The sequence below is a fragment of the Xinfangfangia pollutisoli genome (genome assembly GCF_020179405.1).
GTDB classification, from domain to species: Bacteria; Pseudomonadota; Alphaproteobacteria; order Rhodobacterales; family Rhodobacteraceae; genus Pseudogemmobacter; species Pseudogemmobacter pollutisoli.
In genome coordinates, this window is the sequence record NZ_JAICBZ010000058.1 from 1 (window position 1) to 16319 (window position 16319).

The window sequence follows — 16319 nt, forward strand, 5'->3', positions numbered from 1 at the left end:
GATGAAGCCCGACAAAGGCGGCAGGCCGGCCGCGGCGATGGCGGCGGCCAGGTACAGCGCGGCCAGCGGGCCCGGCAGGCGGGGGCCCTTGAGGGCGCTGTCGGCATCCAGCCAGACCGCGCCGCGGCTGGCCAGAAGATCGGCCAGCAGGAACAGGAAGGCCGCCGAAAGGGTGGAATGCAGCATGTAATACAGCGCCGCCGCGATCGAGGGGCCCGAGAAGCCGGCGATGGCGATGAAGGCCGTGCCCATTGAGGCGATGGCGGAATAGGCCGCCAGCCGCGGCAGGCTGCGCGCGCCCAGAACGCCGATGGCGCCGATGGCCAGCGTCACCAGGGCCGCGGGCAGCAGAAGCTGGCCCAGCAGCGGCCCGGTCACCGCCAGATCGGGCGGGAAGACCAGCATGCCCATGCGGATCGCGGCATAGGCGCCGACCTTGGTCATCACGGCAAACAGCGCCGCCACCACGCCGGGCGCCTTGGCATAGGTGCCCGGCAGCCAGAAATGCAGCGGCACCAGCGCGCCCTTGACCGCGAAGACCAGCATCAGAAGCACCGCCGCCACCCGCATCAGCGCCTGGTCGCCCTCGGGCAGGGCGCGCAGCTTCACCGCCAGATCGGCCATATTCAGCGTGCCCATGACCGAATAGATCGTGGCCAGCGCGAAGAGAAACAGGGTCGAGCCGACCAGGTTGACCGCGATGTAATGCAGGCCGGCCCGGATGCGCGGCCCGCCGCCGCCATGGACCATCAGCCCATAGGAGGCGATCAGCAGCACTTCGAAGAAGACGAACAGGTTGAAGGCGTCACCGGTCAGGAAGGCGCCGTTCAGCCCCATCAGCTGGAACAGCCACAGCGCATGGAAATGCGCCCCGCGCCGGTCCCAGCCGGTGACCATGGCCTGCACCAGAACCGCAAGGCCCAGGCCCGCGGTCAGAAGAAGCATCAGCGCCGACAGCCGGTCCAGCACCAGCACGATGCCGAAGGGCGCGGGCCAGTCGCCCAGCCGGTACAGCTCGGGCGGGTTGGCGCTGGCGGCCAGGAACAGCTTCAGCGCAATCGCCAGCAGCGCCGCCGTGCCCGCAAGCGCCAGGCCGCGCGCCAGCGCCGGGCGCCTGCGCGCCAGAAGCACGATCAGCGCCGCCAGAACCGCCGGCAGCACGACGGGCGCAATGATCCAATGTCCCATGATCATGCGCGGCTCTCCTTCGGCATCGGCGTCTCGGCAGCGGCGCCGACAGGATCGTCAGAGGCGTCTTCCACCCGGCCGTCGCGGCCCTCGGGCGCATCGACCCGGTCTTCGCCGGTCTCGAAATAGGCGCCGAGACCCATCATCACGATCACCGCGGTCATGCCGAAGGAGATCACGATGGCGGTCAGCACCAGCGCCTGGGGCAGGGGGTCGGTCGGCACTTCGGTCTGGCCGACGATGGGCTCGGCCGCGGTCTTCAGCCGGCCGGCGGCGAAGATGAACAGGTTGACCGCATAGCTGAGGAAGGTCAGCCCCAGGATCACCGGAAAGCTGCGCAGGCGCAGCATCAGATAGGTGCCGGTGAAGGTCAGCGCGCCGATGGCAAGGGCGACAAGCAGTTCCATGGCTCAGGCCTCCTTCGTGCCCGAGGGCGCCGGGCGCAGATGCTGCGCCAGCCGCGACAGCGTGGCCAGGGACAGCATCACCGCGCCCAGAACGCAGAAGAACACGCCCAGATCGAACAGCGCCGCGGTGGCCAGCTCGAATTCCTCAAGCGGCCAGAGATGGACATAGGTATAGCCCGAGGTCAGGAAGGGCAGGCCCATGGCCCAGGCGCCCAGGCCCGTCAGGCTGGCGGTCAGGACGCCCGCGCCGATGAAGGCGTGGTGATTGAAGCGCTGGCGGTGATCGGACCACAGATAGCCCGAGGCAATATATTGCCACAGCAGCGCGATCGAGAAGACCAGGCCTGCCACGAAACCTCCGCCCGGCAGGTTGTGGCCGCGCAGGTAGATGTAGACGCCCACGGTCAGCGCCACCGGCAGAAGGAAGCGGGTGCCGACGATCAGCATCGCGGGATGGGCGTCGCCGGCATCGTGGCGCTGCGGCATGCGGGCCAGGAAGCTGCGCGCCCGGGCGCTGCCCAGCACCGCCTCGGCCAGCGCGAAGATCACCAGGGCGGCGATGCCCAGGACGGTGATTTCGCCATAGGTGTCATAGCCGCGGAAATCGACGATGATCGTATTGACCGCATTGGTGCCGCCCGCGCCCGGCTTGGACTGGGCCCAGTGATAGTCCGAGATCAGCGGGAAGGCCGCGTCGCGGGTCATCAGGGCGAAGGCCAGGGCCGCGGTGCCCAGGCCGGCGCAGGCGGCGATGGCCAGATCGCGCAGGCGGCGCAGGGCTGAACTTTCGGCGGGCGTGTGGTCGGGCAGGAAGTTCAGCGCCAGAAGCATCAGCAGCGCGGTGACCACCTCGACCGAGATCTGGGTCAGCGCCAGGTCGGGGGCCGAGAACCAGGCGAAGGCGCCCGACAGCAGCAGGCCGACGATCGCGGTCAGGATCAGCGCCAGCACCCGGTCGCGATGGCGGAAGGCGGTGGCCAGGGCGGCCAGGATCAGGATCACGCCGCCCACCACGGCCACGCCGCCGGGCTGCAGCAGCGTGCGCTGGCCCGGTGCATGCGGCGCGCCCCAGAAGGCCCATAGACCCGCGGCCAGGATCGCCAGCGTCGAGGTCCACAGCGCGCGCGACAGGGCGCCATTGTGCAGCCGCGCCGTCAGCCCGTCGGCCGCCGCGACCAGGGCCGCGATCAGCGCGTCGAAGATCGCCTTGGCCTCGGGGCGCGGGGTGGCATCCCAGATCGCGCGCAGCCGCGGGTAAAGCCCCAGCAGGATCAGGCCGCCGCCAATGGCGGCCAGCGACATCCACAGCGCCGCGGGCTGAAGCCCGTGCCACAGCGCGATATGGGCATGCACGGGCGCTCCGGTGACGGCGCCGGCGGCGGCATCGACGATGGGGCCGAAGATCGGCATCGGCAGCAGGCCCGAGGCGACGACCAGCGCGGCCAGCAGGGCAGGGGCGGCCCATAGGCCGAAGCCCGGATCATGCGGGGCGTGGTCCAGGCTTTCGCGCGGCGTGCCCAGGAAGGTCTGGGCCAGGAAGCGCAGCGCATAGGTGACCGAGAACAGCGCGCCGATCGTGGCCAGGGCGGGCACCAGCCAGGGCGTCAGCCAGACCGCATGGCTGGCCTCTTCCAGCATCAATTCCTTGGACAGGAAGCCGTTCAGCGGCGGGAAGCCCGCCATCGACAGGCTGGCAATCGCGGCGATCAGGAAGGTCACCGGCATCGCCTTGCGCAAGCCGCCCAAGGAACGGATGTCGCGGGTATGGGCGGCATGGTCGACAATGCCCGCCACCATGAACAGCGCGGCCTTGAAGCTGGCATGGCACAGGATGTGCAGCATGGCGGCGGTGGCCGCGGCCTTGGTGCCCAGGCCCAGAAGGAAGGTGATCAGCCCCAGATGCGACACGGTCGAGAAGGCGAGGATCGCCTTCAGATCATCCTTGAACAGCGCGATCTTGGCGCCCAGAAGCAGCGTGATCAGCCCGGCCGTGGCGACGATGGCCGTCCATTCCGGCGTGCCCGCCAGCGCCGGCCACAGCCGCGCCATCAGGAACAGCCCCGCCTTCACCATGGTCGCCGAATGCAGATAGGCCGAGACCGGCGTGGGCGCGGCCATGGCATGCGGCAGCCAGAAATGGAACGGGAATTGCGCCGATTTGGTGAAGGCGCCCAGAAGGATCAGGATCAGCGCCGGCAGGTAAAGCGGGCTGGCCTGGATCTCGGCCGCGCGGGTCACGATGACCGAAATGTCGTGGCTGCCGGCGATATTGCCCAGGATCAGCATGCCCGCGATCATCGCAAGCCCCCCGCCGCCGGTCACGGCCAGCGCCATGCGCGCGCCCTGCCGCCCCTCGGCCCGGGTCTGCCACCAGCCGATCAGCAGGAACGAGGACAGCGAGGTCAGTTCCCAGAACACCAGCAAAAGCAGGATGTTGTCCGACAGGACGATCCCCACCATCGCGCCCTGGAACAACAGAAGATAGGACATGAAGCGGCCAATCGGCTCGCGGTCGTCCAGGTAGAAGCGGGCGTAAAGGATGATCAACAGGCCGATGCCCAGGATCAGGCCGGCAAACATCAGCCCCAGCCCGTCGATGCGGAAACTGGCATCCAGGCCCAGGGCGGGAATCCAGCTGAAGCGCACGCTGACCGGCTGGCCGGCCAGAACCTGCGGCGCATGGGACAGAAGGCCTGCCAGGGCCAGCGCGGTGGCGAGGCCCGCGATCAGGGCGGCGGGCCCGCGGCCAAACCTGGCGGCAAGCCCCGGAAACAGCGCACCAAGGAAGGGAAGCGCTGCGATCAGGGCTGGAGACATGCGGTCGGTTCCTCGTCGTGGCGTGGCGTGGCGGGCGGCAGATCGCGCGCGTCGCGGCGGGTTCCAGCCTAGTTGGACTTTCTGGCCCCCCCGTCAAGGGTTTTCGGACCGCGTCCTCATGCCGCAGGCCCCGTCAGCACGATCTCGGCCGGCCCGGATCGGGACTGCACAAGCCGGATGTTGGGCAGGTCATTGCCGGCGATCCAGGCCTCGGCCTCGGCCTCGGTCTTGCCATGCTGGCGCCAGCGGTTGCGCAGGCGTTCGACCAGCGTTGCCTCGGGCAGGTCGAAGAACAGGGTCAGGTCGAACAGCGGGCGCAGCTGGCGCCAGGGCTGGGCATCGAGCAGCAGGTAATTGCCCTCGACGATCAGGATATGATCCTCGGGCGTGACGATATCGGCGCCGGCACGTGACAGTTCCCTGTCGCGGTCGAACAGCGGAATCGCCACTTCGGCCTCGTGGCGCAGGCGGCGGACCAGATGCAGGAAGCCCGCGGAGTCGAACGTGTCGGGCGCGCCCTTGCGCTGGCGCAGGCCGCGCCCATTCAGCACCGCATCGTCGTAATGGAAGCCGTCCATCGGAACCACGCGCGCGCCCGGCGACAGGCGCTGCGCCAGATCGGCCGCCAGCGTCGACTTGCCGCCGGCCGGCGGGCCGGCCAGCGCGACCAGAAAGCGCGTCTCGGCCGCCGCGCCCTGACGGGCGGCGGCGCGGTCGGCGATCAGGCGGGCCAGGTCTTCGGGGGTCATCGCAGTCTCGTCACCGGCTCAGGCTGCCTCGCTGACGCCCTCGGGCAGTTTTGCCCCGGTCATGAAGGCCACCGCATCGGACATAGTGTAATCCTGCGGCCGGATCACGCACAAGCGCCGGCCCAGCCGGTGAATATGGATCCGGTCGGCGATTTCGAACACATGCGGCATGTTGTGGCTGATCAGGATGATCGGGATGCCGCGGTCGCGCACGTCGCGGATCAGCTCCAGCACCTTGCGGCTTTCCTTGACCCCCAGCGCGGCGGTGGGTTCATCGAGGATCACCACTTTCGAGCCGAAGGCCGCGGCGCGCGCCACCGCCACGCCCTGGCGCTGGCCGCCCGACAGGGTTTCCACCGGCTGGTTGATGTTCTGGATCGTCATCAGTCCCAGTTCGTTCAGCTTTTCGCGGGCGAAGCGTTCCATCCGCGGCCGGTCCAGCTGGCGGAACAGCTGCCCCATCAGCCCGGGTTTGCGCAATTCGCGCCCCATGAACATGTTGTCGGCAATCGACAAAGCCGGCGACATGGCCAGGGTCTGGTAGACCGTCTCGATCCCGGCCGCCCGCGCCTCGATCGGCGAGCGGAAGGCGATTGGGCGGCCCTCAAGCGTGATCTCGCCCTCGTCGGGGATGATGGCGCCGGAAATCGCCTTGATCAGGCTGGATTTTCCCGCGCCATTGTCGCCGATCACCGCCAGGATCTCGCCCGGCATCAGGTCGAAGTCGCAGCGGTCCAGCGCGGTGACGCGGCCATAGCGCTTGACCAGGCCGCGGCCTTTGAGAATGGGCTCGCTCATGCCGATACCTTTCTGATCCATTGGTCCACGGCGACCGCGAAGATGATCAGGACGCCGATCAGGAAGAAGGTCCATTGCGGGTCGGTGCCGACAAGGCGCAGGCCCATCTCGAAGACGCCGACGATCAGCGCGCCGAAGAACATGCCCGCAATGCTGCCGCGCCCGCCGAAGAGGCTGATCCCGCCGATGACGACGGCGGTGATCGACTGGATATTGCCCAACTGCCCGGTCGAGGCGGTGGGCGAGACCGAGCCGAAGCGGCCGATCATCACCCAGCCCGCCACGGCGCAGAACAGGCCCGCCAGCGCATAGACCTGGATCAGGACGCGCTTTGTCGGCACGCCGGCCAGGGCGGCGGCCTCGGGGTCGTCGCCGGTGGCATAGACATGCCGGCCCCAGGCGGTCGAGCGCAGCACATAGGCCAGGGCCGCCACCATCGCGATCATCAGGAAGACCGCGAACAGCACTTTCACCCCGGTGCCGGGCTGGCCGTTGATCGCGACCATCACCGTCTCGACTGTCTTCTGGTCCACGCCCTCGGCCGCGCGGGGCTGGCCGAAGAAGGTCAGGTCATTGCCCCAGAAGCGCAGGATCGGCGCCTTGGCTTCGACATCCGAGGACCGGATCGTCTCATTGGCCGAGAAGATGAAATTCGCGGCCAGCAGGATCTGCCAGGTGCCCAGCGTGACGATGAAGGGCGGCAGTTTCATCCGCGCCACCAGCCAGCCGTTCAGCGCGCCCATGGCCAGGCCGCAGAGAAGGCCGAAGACCACGGCCAGCGCCGGGGGCAGGTGGAAGGTGAAGGAAAAGGCCAGCGGGCCGAACCAGTCGGGCGTGCCGATGGCGACGCCGGTGATGCCGACAAAGCCCATGATGACCGAACAGAAGACCGCGATGGCGCCGACCGACAGGTCGATCCCGGCGGTCAGCACCACCAGGGTCTGCGCGCAGCCCAGGATGCCGACGATGGCGATCTGCTGCAGGATGGTCGACAGCGTGCCGGGTTTGAAGAAATTGTCGGCGGCAAAGCCGAAGACGATCAGCGCCGCGACCAGGACGATCAGCGGCACGGCCGAGGGCGTCTGGTGCAGCCAATGCTGCAGCCGTTTCAGCGCATCGGTGTCGTGCTGGAATTCCGCCACCTTTTCCGAGGCGCCTTTCAGCCCCTCTTCATAGGCGGTCGCGGCCTTTGGATCCGCTGCCATCCTGTCCCCCTTCCACGGCCCGGCAACGCTGGCCGGGGAAAGCCCTGCCCCCGCGGCGGCAGGGGCCTTGCGACAGGGGCGGCGTGGCGCCGCCCCCGCGCTGTCAGTGATCGCGGCGGCGCAGCCGGGCCGTCAGGGGCCCCGCGCGCCTGCCGCTTCGGGCCTGGTGCCTAGCCCCAGCACAGCTCCAGACCCTTGGCCGAGTCGAGCGACTCGACGCCCTCGACCGGCTGGTCGGTGATCAGCGCGACGCCGGTGTCGAAGAAATCCTTGCCCTCGGTGGGCGCGGGCTTCGAGCCATCGGCGGCGAATTTGGCGATCGCCTCGATCCCCAGCGCCGCCATCTGCAGCGGATATTGCTGCGAGGTGGCGCCGATCACGCCGGCCTTCACATCCTCGACCCCCGGGCAGCCGCCATCGACCGAGACGATCAGCGCGGTCTTGCCGGCGGCCTTCAGCGCCTCATAGGCGCCCGCGGCGGCGGGTTCGTTGATCGTATAGACCAGGTTGATGTCGGGGTTCTTGGCCAGAAGCGCTTCCATCGCCTTCAGCCCGCCTTCTTCATTCCCGGCGGTCACTTCATTGCCGACGATGCGCGGATCGGTTTCGTCGCCCCATTTGTTGGCGTCGCCCGTGTCGATGCCGAAGCCGGTCAGGAAGCCCTGATCGCGCAGCACGTCGACCGAGGGCTGGCTGATCGCCAGATCCAAGAGGGCGATCTTGGCATTGGCCGCCTCGGCCCCCATCTTCGCCGCCGCCCATTTGCCGATCAGCTCGCCCGCCTTGAAATTGTCGGTGGCGAAGGTGGCGTCGGCGGCGTCGATCGGTTCCAGCGGCGTGTCCAGCGCGATGACCAGAAGTCCCGCATCCCGCGCGGTCTTGACCGCATCGACGATGGCCTTGGTGTCCGAGGCGGTGATCAGGATCCCCTTGGCGCCATCGGCCACGCAGGCCTCGATCGCGGCGACCTGGCTTTCATGATCGCCGTCGATCTTGCCGGCATAGGATTTCAGCGTCACGCCCAACTCGGCCGCCTTGGCCTCGGCGCCTTCCTTCATCTTCACGAAGAAGGGGTTGGTGTCGGTCTTGGTGATCAGGCAGGCCGATACGCCTTCGGCCAGGGCAGGGGCCCCGGTGCAAAGCGCAAGCGTCGCCGCGCCCAGAAGGGCCTTGGTGCTGTATTTCATCTTCATCCTCCCATGGGCGGGCACTTTGCGGCCCGGCTCCGGTGTCGGCGCAGCCCTGTACCTCCGCTGCGTCAGGGTCAGGTAAGCCGATTCCCGGCGAGGGGTCAAGATAAATAAATCACTCTGATTTATTATTGACAGAGCGCCGCTTTCCTTCGCAATCTGACGCGAAATCGCGCAGGGCGGCAGGCCCGGCGCCCAAGCCGTGAAAGGGCTGAGATGCTGATCGGTATACCTGCGATCCTGGGGCCCGAGTTGTTGTTCACGCTGCGCGGCATGGGCCATGGCGACGAGATCGCGCTGGTCGACGGGAATTTTCCCGCGGTCGAGGCGGCGCGGCGGCTGGTGCGCGCCGATGGGCTGGCGCTGCCCGATCTGCTGGAGGCGGTGCTGGCGGTGATGCCGCTGGACCGGGCGGTGCCGGGCGGGGCGATCTTTCGCGCGGCCGAGGGGAACGACCCGGCCCGCGCCGCGGCGATCCACCACCGGATCGACGCGGTCTGCGCGCGGATGGCGCCGGATTTCACCGTCACCGCGCTGGACGGCGCGGCCCTGTATCCGCGCATCCGCGCCGCCCATGCGCTGGTTGCCACCGGCGAGCGGGCGCTTTATGCCAATGTGATCCTGCGCAAGGGGGTGATCGACCCATGAGCCCGCCCCCGTTGTCGCCTTTGGCGGCCGAGACACTGGCCGTTCCCGGGGCCGAGCCTTCGGCCGACCGTGCCGCTTTGGGCACCGAGGATCAGGGCCTGCGCGGATCGAACCAGTCGGGGATGCGGGCGCATAACGAAAAGCTGGTGCTGACGCTGGTGCGCCAGCAGGGCGCGCTGGCGAAATCGGATATCGCGCGGATGACGGGCCTGTCGGCGCAGACCGTGTCGGTGATCATGCGCGGGCTGGAGCAGGACGGGCTTCTGTTGCGGGGCGAGCCGGTGCGCGGGCGGATCGGCCAGCCCTCGGTGCCGATGTCGCTGAACGCGGAAGGCGCGTTTTTCGCTGGGCTGAAGGTCGGGCGACGCTCGGCCGACCTGGTGCTGGTGGATTTCCTGGGCCGGATCCGCGCGGCCGAGCGGCAGGTCTACCGCTATCCGACGCCCGATGCCGTGACCCGTTTCGTGGCCGAGGCCTGGCCGCGGCTGGCGGCGGGGCTGGCGCCCAAGCTGCGCGACCGGGTGATGGGCATGGGCGTGGCGATGCCGTTCCAGCTGTGGAACTGGGTGGCGATCCTGGGCGCGCCGCAGGCGGAGATGGATGCCTGGCGGTCGCGCGATCTGGGCGCCGATCTGGCGGCGCTGACCGGGCTGCCGGTCTATGTGCAGAACGATGCCACCTCGGCCTGCGGGGCGGAACTGGTGTTCGGCACCGGCGACCGGCCGCGGGATTTCCTGTATTTCTACTTCGGCACCTTCATCGGCGGCGGGCTGGTGATGAATGGCCAGCTGTTCCTGGGCCGCAGCGGCAATGCGGCGGGCGTGGGGCCGATGCAGGTGCCCGGGCCCGATGGCCGGCCGCAGCGGCTGCTGGAATTGGCCTCGATGTCGGTCCTGGCCGAGGCGATGGACCGCGCGGGCGAGCCGAGCGAGCATCTGTGGGAACAGAACGCGGTCTGGCAGGTATCGGACCGGGTGCTGTCGCCCTGGCTGGACCAGGCGGCGCGGGGGCTGGCGCATGCGGCGCTGAACGCCTGCGCGCTGATCGAGCTGGAAGCGGTGGTGATCGACGGCTGGATGCCGCCCGAGATCCGCGCCGATCTGGTGCGGCGCACCGAATCCGCGCTTTTGGGGCTGGATCTGGCCGGGATCGACCCGCCTATGATCCGGGCGGGCTCGGTCGGGGCGGATGCCCGCGCCCTGGGCGCGGCGGCAATTCCGCTGTCGCAGCGCTATCTGATCGACCAGAACGCGCCGACACGGGAAGGCTAGGGCCCGGGAAGCATTGGCGCGGCCGTCAGCCGTTCGGCGTCATCGACTTGCGCTGCCGGCTGCGCTCCAGCCCCAATTGCCGTTCACGCCAGATGATCAGGATCCCCGCCGCCACCACCAGCGCCGCCCCGCCCAGCATGGGCCTGGTGGGCATTTCGGCGAAGACGAACCAGCCGATCGCCAGGGCGAACAGCATCGAGGCATAGTCGAAGGGCGCCACCAGCGAGGCATCGGCCTCGCGGTAGCTGGAGGTCAGCAGGATCTGCCCGATCCCGCCCAAAAGCCCGGCCCCGATCAGCAAGGCCGTCTCGGTCGGGCTGGGCCAGACCCAGCCGAAGGGGATCGTGGTCAGCGACAGCAGGGTCGAGGTGACCGAGAACCAGAAGACGATGGTCGCGGTGCGTTCGTTCATCACCAGCTTGCGCACGAAGACCTGGGCCAGCGCGGCAAAGACCGCGCCCCCCAGCACCAGCGCCGCGCCGAAGGCGTCGCGGTAATCGGCCGTACCGCCCGACAGGACCGACAGGCGCGGCGACAAGACGATCAGCACGCCCGTCAGCCCCAGCGCGACCGCGGTGATGCGGAAGGCGCGCACCTCTTCGCCCAGGAACATCGCGGCGAAGATCACCGTCAGCAGCGGGGCGGCATAGCCGATCGCCGTGACCTCGGGCAGGGGCAGGTAGCCCAGGCCGGCAAAGCCCAGCCCCATCGCCATCGTGCCCAGAAAGCCGCGCCAGAAATGCCCGAACGGGTCTTCGGTCTTCAGCCCGGCCGGAAGCTCGCGCTGCCAGGCCAGCCAGGCCAGGATCACCGGCAGGGCGAAGAAGGATCGGAAGAACACCGCCTGCCCGCCGGGCACATGCGCCGCCGTGGCCTTGATCATCGACGACATGACGATGAACACCAGCACAGAGCCAAGCTTCAGGGCGATGCCGCGCAGCGGGCGCGCAAGGGGCCTTTCATCCATGGGTTCATGTTTCACGTCCGGCGCCCTGCCGCAATCCCTCTGGACCTTGGGCCGGCTTCGGGCTTCTGTTGCGAAAAGGAGTGTCGCCATGCCCGAGCTTTCCGATCTGATCGACCAGGGCCGCGGGATCGCGCCGGCCGATCTGGTGCTGAAGGGCGGGCGGGTGTTCGACCTGATCACCGGGGAATTGGTGGAAAGCGATGTGGCGATCTGCGGCGATACGATCATCGGCGTCTTCGGCAGCTATCAGGGCCGCGAAGAGGTTGACGTCTCGGGCCGGATCCTGGTGCCGGGCTTCATCGACACGCATCTGCATATCGAATCCTCGCTGGTCACCCCGCATGAGTTTGACCGCTGCGTCGGCCCGCGCGGCGTGACGACGGCGATCTGCGACCCGCATGAGATTGCCAATGTCTGCGGTCTGACCGGGATCCACTATTTCCTGGACAGCGCCGCCCAGACGCTGATCGACATCCGGGTGAACCTGTCCTCCTGCGTGCCCTCGACCCATATGGAAACCGCGGGCGCCCGGCTTGAGGCCGCGGATCTGGTGCCGCTGATGGATCACCCCAAGGTCATCGGCCTGGCCGAGTTCATGAACTTCCCAGGCGTCTTGATGAAGGATCCGGGCTGTCTGGCCAAGCTGCAGGCCTTTCGCGGCCGGCATATCGACGGCCATGCGCCCTTGCTGCGCGGAAACGATCTGAACGGCTATATCTCGGCCGGCATCCGCACCGAGCATGAGGCGACGACGGCCGAAGAGGGGCTCGAGAAGCTGCGCAAGGGGATGCGGGTCCTGATCCGCGAAGGCTCGGTCTCGAAGGATCTGCACGCGCTGGCGCCTTTGCTGACCGAACGCCATGCGCCCTATCTGTGCCTGTGTACCGATGACCGGAACCCCTTGGACATCGCCGAACATGGCCATCTGGATTACATGATCCGCACCGCGATCGCGCTGGGCGCGCCGCCTCTGGCGGTCTACCGCGCCGCCAGCCTGTCGGCGGCCGAGGCCTTCGGGCTGAAGGATCGCGGGCTGATCGCGCCGGGCAAACGCGCCGATATCGCGGTGATCGACGGGCTGGAAAGCTGCCAGGCCGAGATGGTCTTCGCCTCGGGGCGCCGCCTGACACCGCAGGCCTTCGCCAGCCGCGCGACCACGCCCCCCGTGGCGCGGCACTCGGTCAAGGCCCCGCCGGTGACGGCGCAGGATTTCCGCACCGGCGGCAACCGGGCCGAAACCCCGGTGATCGGCATCCTGCCCGGCAAGATCATCACCGAACATCTGACCTATGACATCCCGCCGATGGATGGCGACAAACGCCCCGATCTGGCCCGCGATCTGGTGAAGATCGCGGTGATCGAACGCCACGGCAAGAACGGCAACCGGGCGACGGGCTTTGTGAAGGGCTTCGGGCTGAAGCGCGGCGCCATCGCCTCGACCGTGTGCCATGACCACCACAACATCGCGGTGGTGGGCGCCGATTATGCCGATATGGCGCTGGCGGCGAACCGGCTGGGCCAGATCGAGGGCGGTTTCGTGGTGGTCGAAGGCGGCAAGGTGCTGGCCGAACTGGCGCTGCCGGTGGCCGGGCTGATGAGCCTGAACCCGTTTGAACAGGTGCGCGACGATCTGATCGCCCTGCGCGCCGCCGCCCGCAGCCTTGAGGTCACGCTGGAAGAACCCTTCCTGCAGCTGGCCTTTCTGGCCCTGCCGGTGATCCCGCATCTGAAGATCACCGATCACGGCCTGGTCGATGTCGACCGCTTCGAGGTGATCCCATGAGCCGGATCTGGCACAATCCCGCCTGTTCCACCTCGCGCAAGGCGCTGGCGGCCTTGCAGGCGGCGGGCGAGACGCCCGAGGTGATCCTTTATCTGAAACAGGGCTGGACCGAACCGCAGCTGCGCGCGCTTTTCGCCGCGGCCGGGCTGACCCCGCGCCAGGCGCTGCGGGTCAAGGGCACGCGCGCGGCCGACCTGGGCCTGACCGATCCCGACACCTCGGACGCGGCAATCCTGGCCGCCATGCTGGCCGAGCCTGCGCTGGTCGAACGCCCCTTCGTCGCCACCGCCCGCGGCACCCGGCTTTGCCGCCCCTTCGAACGACTGGCCGAGATCCTGCCCTGATCCTGCCGCCCCGCAACCGGCCCCCGGGCCCCAGAATCGCTCGTCCCGCTTTCATCTGTCTGTAAATATACAGGGGTCCGGGGCAGAGCCCCGGCGGGGAAAGCCAGGCAGGCGGCCGGGGGGAACCCCCTGGCCCCCACCGCCCGAACCAGGGAGACGCCATGTTCGCCATTGTCACCGCCGGGGTCTCGGCCATTGGCCGGCCGCTGGTTCTGGGCCTGGCCCGGGCCGGCTATCGGATAGCCTTCACCCATCTGGACGCCGCCGCCGCGGCCCGGGCGCTGGCCGATGAGGTGGCGGCGCTGGGCGGGCAGGCGCGCGGATGGCAGGCCGATGCGGGCGACGAGGCCGCGGTCCAGGCCTTCCATGCCGAAGCCGCCGACTGGGCCGGCACCGCGCCCGATGCGCTGGTGAACAATGCCGGGATCCAGACCTGGGCGCCGCTTCTGGAGCTGCGCGTCGAGGATTGGGACGCGGTCCTGCGCACCAATCTGCGCGGCGCCTTCCTGAACACCCAGGCCGCCGGCCGGGCCATGCTGGCGGCCGGAAAACCCGGCGCCATCGTCAACCTGGGCTCGGGCTGCAACAAGCTCGCCTTCCCGCGGCTCGTGGATTACACCGCCTCGAAGGGCGGGATCGAGCAGTTCACCAAGGTCGCCGCGGTGGAACTGGGCCCGCATCGCATCCGCGTCAACTGCCTGGCCCCCGGGGCGATCGCCACCGAACGCACCGCCGTCGAGGCGGGCGATTATGCCGCCACCTGGGCCCGGGTCACGCCGCTGCGCCGGGTGGGCCAGCCCGAGGATCTGGTCGGGCCCCTGCTGTTTCTTCTGTCCGACGCCGCCGCCTTCGTCACCGGCCAGACGCTTTGGGTCGATGGCGGCGCCTTCACCCAGGCCAATTGGCCCTATGAGGTATCTCCCTGATGCGCAGCCTGCTTTGCTACGGCGATTCCAACACCCATGGCACCCGGCCGATGACCAGCCTGGCCGGCAATGGCCGTTTCCCGCGGGACCAGCGCTGGACCACCCGTCTGGCCGGGCTGCTGCCCGATTGGGAGGTGATCGCCGAAGGCCATCCGGGCCGCACCGTGTTGCATGACGATCCGGTCGAGGGTGCGCATCGGAACGGCATGCGGGTTCTGCCGGCGATCCTGGAAAGCCACAAGCCCATCGATCTGGTGCTGCTGATGCTGGGCACCAATGACCTGAAGCAGCGCTTCTCGGTCAGTGCGATGGACATCGCCCTGTCGCTTGAGGCGATGATCCGCTTCATCCGCCGCAGCGAGACGGGGCCGGGCGGTGCGGCGCCGCAGGTGCTGCTGGTCGCCCCGCCGCCGATCCTGGAAACCGGCTGCCTGGCCGAGATCTTCGCCGGCGGTGCGGCGAAATCGCAGGGGCTGGCCGCGCGCATTGCGACGGTTGCGCAGCGCCAGGGCGTGGGCTTTCTGGATGCGGGGCAGGTGGTGTCCGTGTCGCCCGTGGACGGCATCCATTACGAGCCCGAGGCCCAGCCCGCCCTGGCCCAGGCCTTCGCCGAGGCGATCCGGGGCCTGAGCCCGTAACCCGCGGCGGGCGCGGGTTAGGTACAGCCTAACCCGTGCTGCGCCATCCGGTTCTTTTTCCAAAGATGACTCCGCGATTAATCTCGACCTGCTGCCTGCCGACCCGCCTGACGACCCGCCTTCCCGCCCCGCCGTTTCGCCCGGCCTTCCTCGCCCGGTCCACCCCCTTCGCTGTGGAGCCCCGCCATGACCCGCCACGACCCCGACCTGTCGCCGATCGACGAACTGCGCGCCAATGTGGCGCAACCCTTCGAACGCGCCTCGGCCATGCCGAAATCGGTCTATGTGTCGGAAGATTTCGCCCGGGCCGAGCAGACCCATATCTTCGCCCGCGAATGGCTGTGCGCCGGCCGGGCCGATGCGCTGCAGGCGCCGGGCGATTACATGACGATGGAGATCGCCGGCGAGCCGATCATCATCCTGCGCGACCGCGAGGGCCAGCTGCGCGGCATGTCGAATGTCTGCCGCCACCGGATGTCGACGCTTCTGGAAGGCCGCGGCAATACCCGCTCGATCGTCTGCCCCTATCACGCCTGGACCTACAACCTGGACGGAACCCTGCGCGGCGCCCCGGCGATGGCGCTGAACGAATCGTTCTGCAAGGACCAGATCGCCCTGCCGCAGGTGCGCGTCGCCGATTGGCTGGGCTGGATCATGGTCACGCTGAACCCCGACGCGCCCGATCCGGCGCTGGTCTTGAAGGATGTCGAAAGCCTGGTCGGCTATCTGGACATGGCCAGCTATCAGGAACACTTCCGCCAGGAATTCCGCTGGAACACCAACTGGAAGGTGCTGGCCGAGAATTTCATGGAAAGCTACCACCTGCCGGTCTGCCATGCCGGCACGATCGGCGGCACGGTGGATCTTCTGAAGATGACCTGCCCCGAGGGCTTTCCCGCCTTCAACTATCACTGGATCGTCAAGAACGAGTCCCTGCCGCTGAGCCTGGCCCATCCGGCCAATACCACGCTTGCCGGCGATCAGCGCCGGGTGACCTGGCTTCTGTCGATCTACCCCTCGCTGCTGATCACCCTGACGCCCGGCTATTTCTGGTATCTCTGCCTGACGCCCGACGGGCCGGATCATGTGAAGGTGCTGTACGGCGGCGGGATGAGCGCGGATTGGTGCGCCGATCCGCAGGCGGCCACGCATCTGGCGCAGCTGCGCGCCTTGCTGGACGATGTGAATGTCGAGGACAAGGGCTGCGTCGAGCGGGTGTTCCGCGGATTGAAGGCGGGGCTGTCGGCGCCGGGGGCGCTGTCGCATCTGGAACGGCCGAATTACGAATTCGCCTCGTGGATCGCGGCGCGCATGCCCGAGGCCGGGGAAAAGCGGCAGGGGTAAATGAAAATTCATATCTCCGGGACAGGATTGCGGTGATCGCCGTC

Annotated in this window: 15 protein-coding genes; 7 read left to right on the forward strand and 8 right to left on the reverse strand. The window is 68.5% G+C overall.

Annotation, left to right across the window (positions count from 1 at the left end):
* The 7 genes from K1Y73_RS15325 to K1Y73_RS15355 all read right to left on the reverse strand — a co-directional run.
* The coding region (locus K1Y73_RS15325) for a monovalent cation/H+ antiporter subunit D (protein WP_225029204.1) at window positions 1-1188 on the reverse strand (1188 nt) is incomplete at its 3' end.
* A 2-nt stretch (window positions 1189-1190) separates the two neighbouring features.
* Window positions 1191-1595 carry a Na+/H+ antiporter subunit C gene (locus tag K1Y73_RS15330; RefSeq protein WP_225029181.1) on the reverse strand — a complete coding sequence of 135 codons (405 nt, stop codon included), beginning with the start codon at window positions 1593-1595 and terminating at the stop codon, window positions 1191-1193.
* Window positions 1596-1598: 3 nt separating this feature from the next.
* Entirely contained in the window at window positions 1599-4412 is a 2814-nt protein-coding gene (locus tag K1Y73_RS15335) for a monovalent cation/H+ antiporter subunit A (RefSeq protein WP_225029182.1), read from the reverse strand.
* Window positions 4413-4528: 116 nt separating this feature from the next.
* Window positions 4529-5161, reverse strand: coding sequence for a nucleoside triphosphate hydrolase (locus K1Y73_RS15340; RefSeq protein WP_225029183.1), 633 nt, complete (start codon window positions 5159-5161; stop codon window positions 4529-4531).
* 18 nt (window positions 5162-5179) lie between these two features.
* Entirely contained in the window at window positions 5180-5959 is a 780-nt protein-coding gene (locus K1Y73_RS15345; RefSeq protein ID WP_225029184.1) for an ATP-binding cassette domain-containing protein, read from the reverse strand.
* Complete coding sequence (locus K1Y73_RS15350; protein ID WP_225029185.1) at window positions 5956-7164, reverse strand: ABC transporter permease; 1209 nt, start codon at window positions 7162-7164, stop codon at window positions 5956-5958. The genes K1Y73_RS15345 and K1Y73_RS15350 overlap by 4 nt, the downstream gene beginning before the upstream one ends.
* A gap of 170 nt (window positions 7165-7334) precedes the next feature.
* Window positions 7335-8351 carry a sugar ABC transporter substrate-binding protein gene (locus K1Y73_RS15355; RefSeq protein ID WP_225029186.1) on the reverse strand — a complete coding sequence of 339 codons (1017 nt, stop codon included), beginning with the start codon at window positions 8349-8351 and terminating at the stop codon, window positions 7335-7337.
* 219 nt (window positions 8352-8570) lie between these two features.
* Between K1Y73_RS15355 and K1Y73_RS15360 the strand changes: the two genes are divergently transcribed.
* Both K1Y73_RS15360 and K1Y73_RS15365 read left to right on the forward strand, forming a co-directional pair.
* Window positions 8571-9002: an RbsD/FucU family protein gene (locus K1Y73_RS15360; protein WP_225029187.1), complete on the forward strand. Its 432-nt coding sequence runs from the start codon at window positions 8571-8573 to the stop codon at window positions 9000-9002.
* The gene (locus K1Y73_RS15365; protein WP_225029188.1) at window positions 8999-10273 is read left to right on the forward strand and encodes an ROK family transcriptional regulator; all 1275 of its coding nucleotides are present in this window, start codon (window positions 8999-9001) and stop codon (window positions 10271-10273) included. Before K1Y73_RS15360 ends, K1Y73_RS15365 begins: the two co-directional genes overlap by 4 nt.
* A gap of 25 nt (window positions 10274-10298) precedes the next feature.
* On the opposite strand, the gene K1Y73_RS15370 is transcribed toward K1Y73_RS15365, so the two are convergent.
* The gene (locus K1Y73_RS15370) at window positions 10299-11240 is read right to left on the reverse strand and encodes a DMT family transporter (RefSeq protein WP_225029205.1); all 942 of its coding nucleotides are present in this window, start codon (window positions 11238-11240) and stop codon (window positions 10299-10301) included.
* 88 nt (window positions 11241-11328) lie between these two features.
* Between K1Y73_RS15370 and ade the strand changes: the two genes are divergently transcribed.
* The 5 genes from ade (at window position 11329) to K1Y73_RS15395 (ending at window position 16275) form a co-directional block, all read left to right on the forward strand.
* Window positions 11329-13023 carry an adenine deaminase gene (ade, locus tag K1Y73_RS15375; protein ID WP_225029189.1) on the forward strand — a complete coding sequence of 565 codons (1695 nt, stop codon included), beginning with the start codon at window positions 11329-11331 and terminating at the stop codon, window positions 13021-13023.
* On the forward strand, window positions 13020-13367 hold the full coding sequence (gene arsC / locus K1Y73_RS15380; protein WP_225029190.1) for an arsenate reductase (glutaredoxin): 348 nt from the start codon (window positions 13020-13022) through the stop codon (window positions 13365-13367). Before ade ends, arsC begins: the two co-directional genes overlap by 4 nt.
* Window positions 13368-13528: 161 nt before the next feature.
* Window positions 13529-14293 (forward strand): SDR family NAD(P)-dependent oxidoreductase, encoded by a 765-nt coding sequence (locus K1Y73_RS15385; protein WP_225029191.1) that lies wholly within the window; start codon window positions 13529-13531, stop codon window positions 14291-14293.
* Window positions 14293-14931, forward strand: a complete 639-nt coding sequence (locus tag K1Y73_RS15390; protein ID WP_225029192.1) for an SGNH/GDSL hydrolase family protein — start codon at window positions 14293-14295, stop codon at window positions 14929-14931. Before K1Y73_RS15385 ends, K1Y73_RS15390 begins: the two co-directional genes overlap by 1 nt.
* A 186-nt stretch (window positions 14932-15117) precedes the next feature.
* Entirely contained in the window at window positions 15118-16275 is a 1158-nt protein-coding gene (locus K1Y73_RS15395; protein ID WP_225029193.1) for an aromatic ring-hydroxylating oxygenase subunit alpha, read from the forward strand.
* Window positions 16276-16319 lie beyond the last annotated feature (44 nt).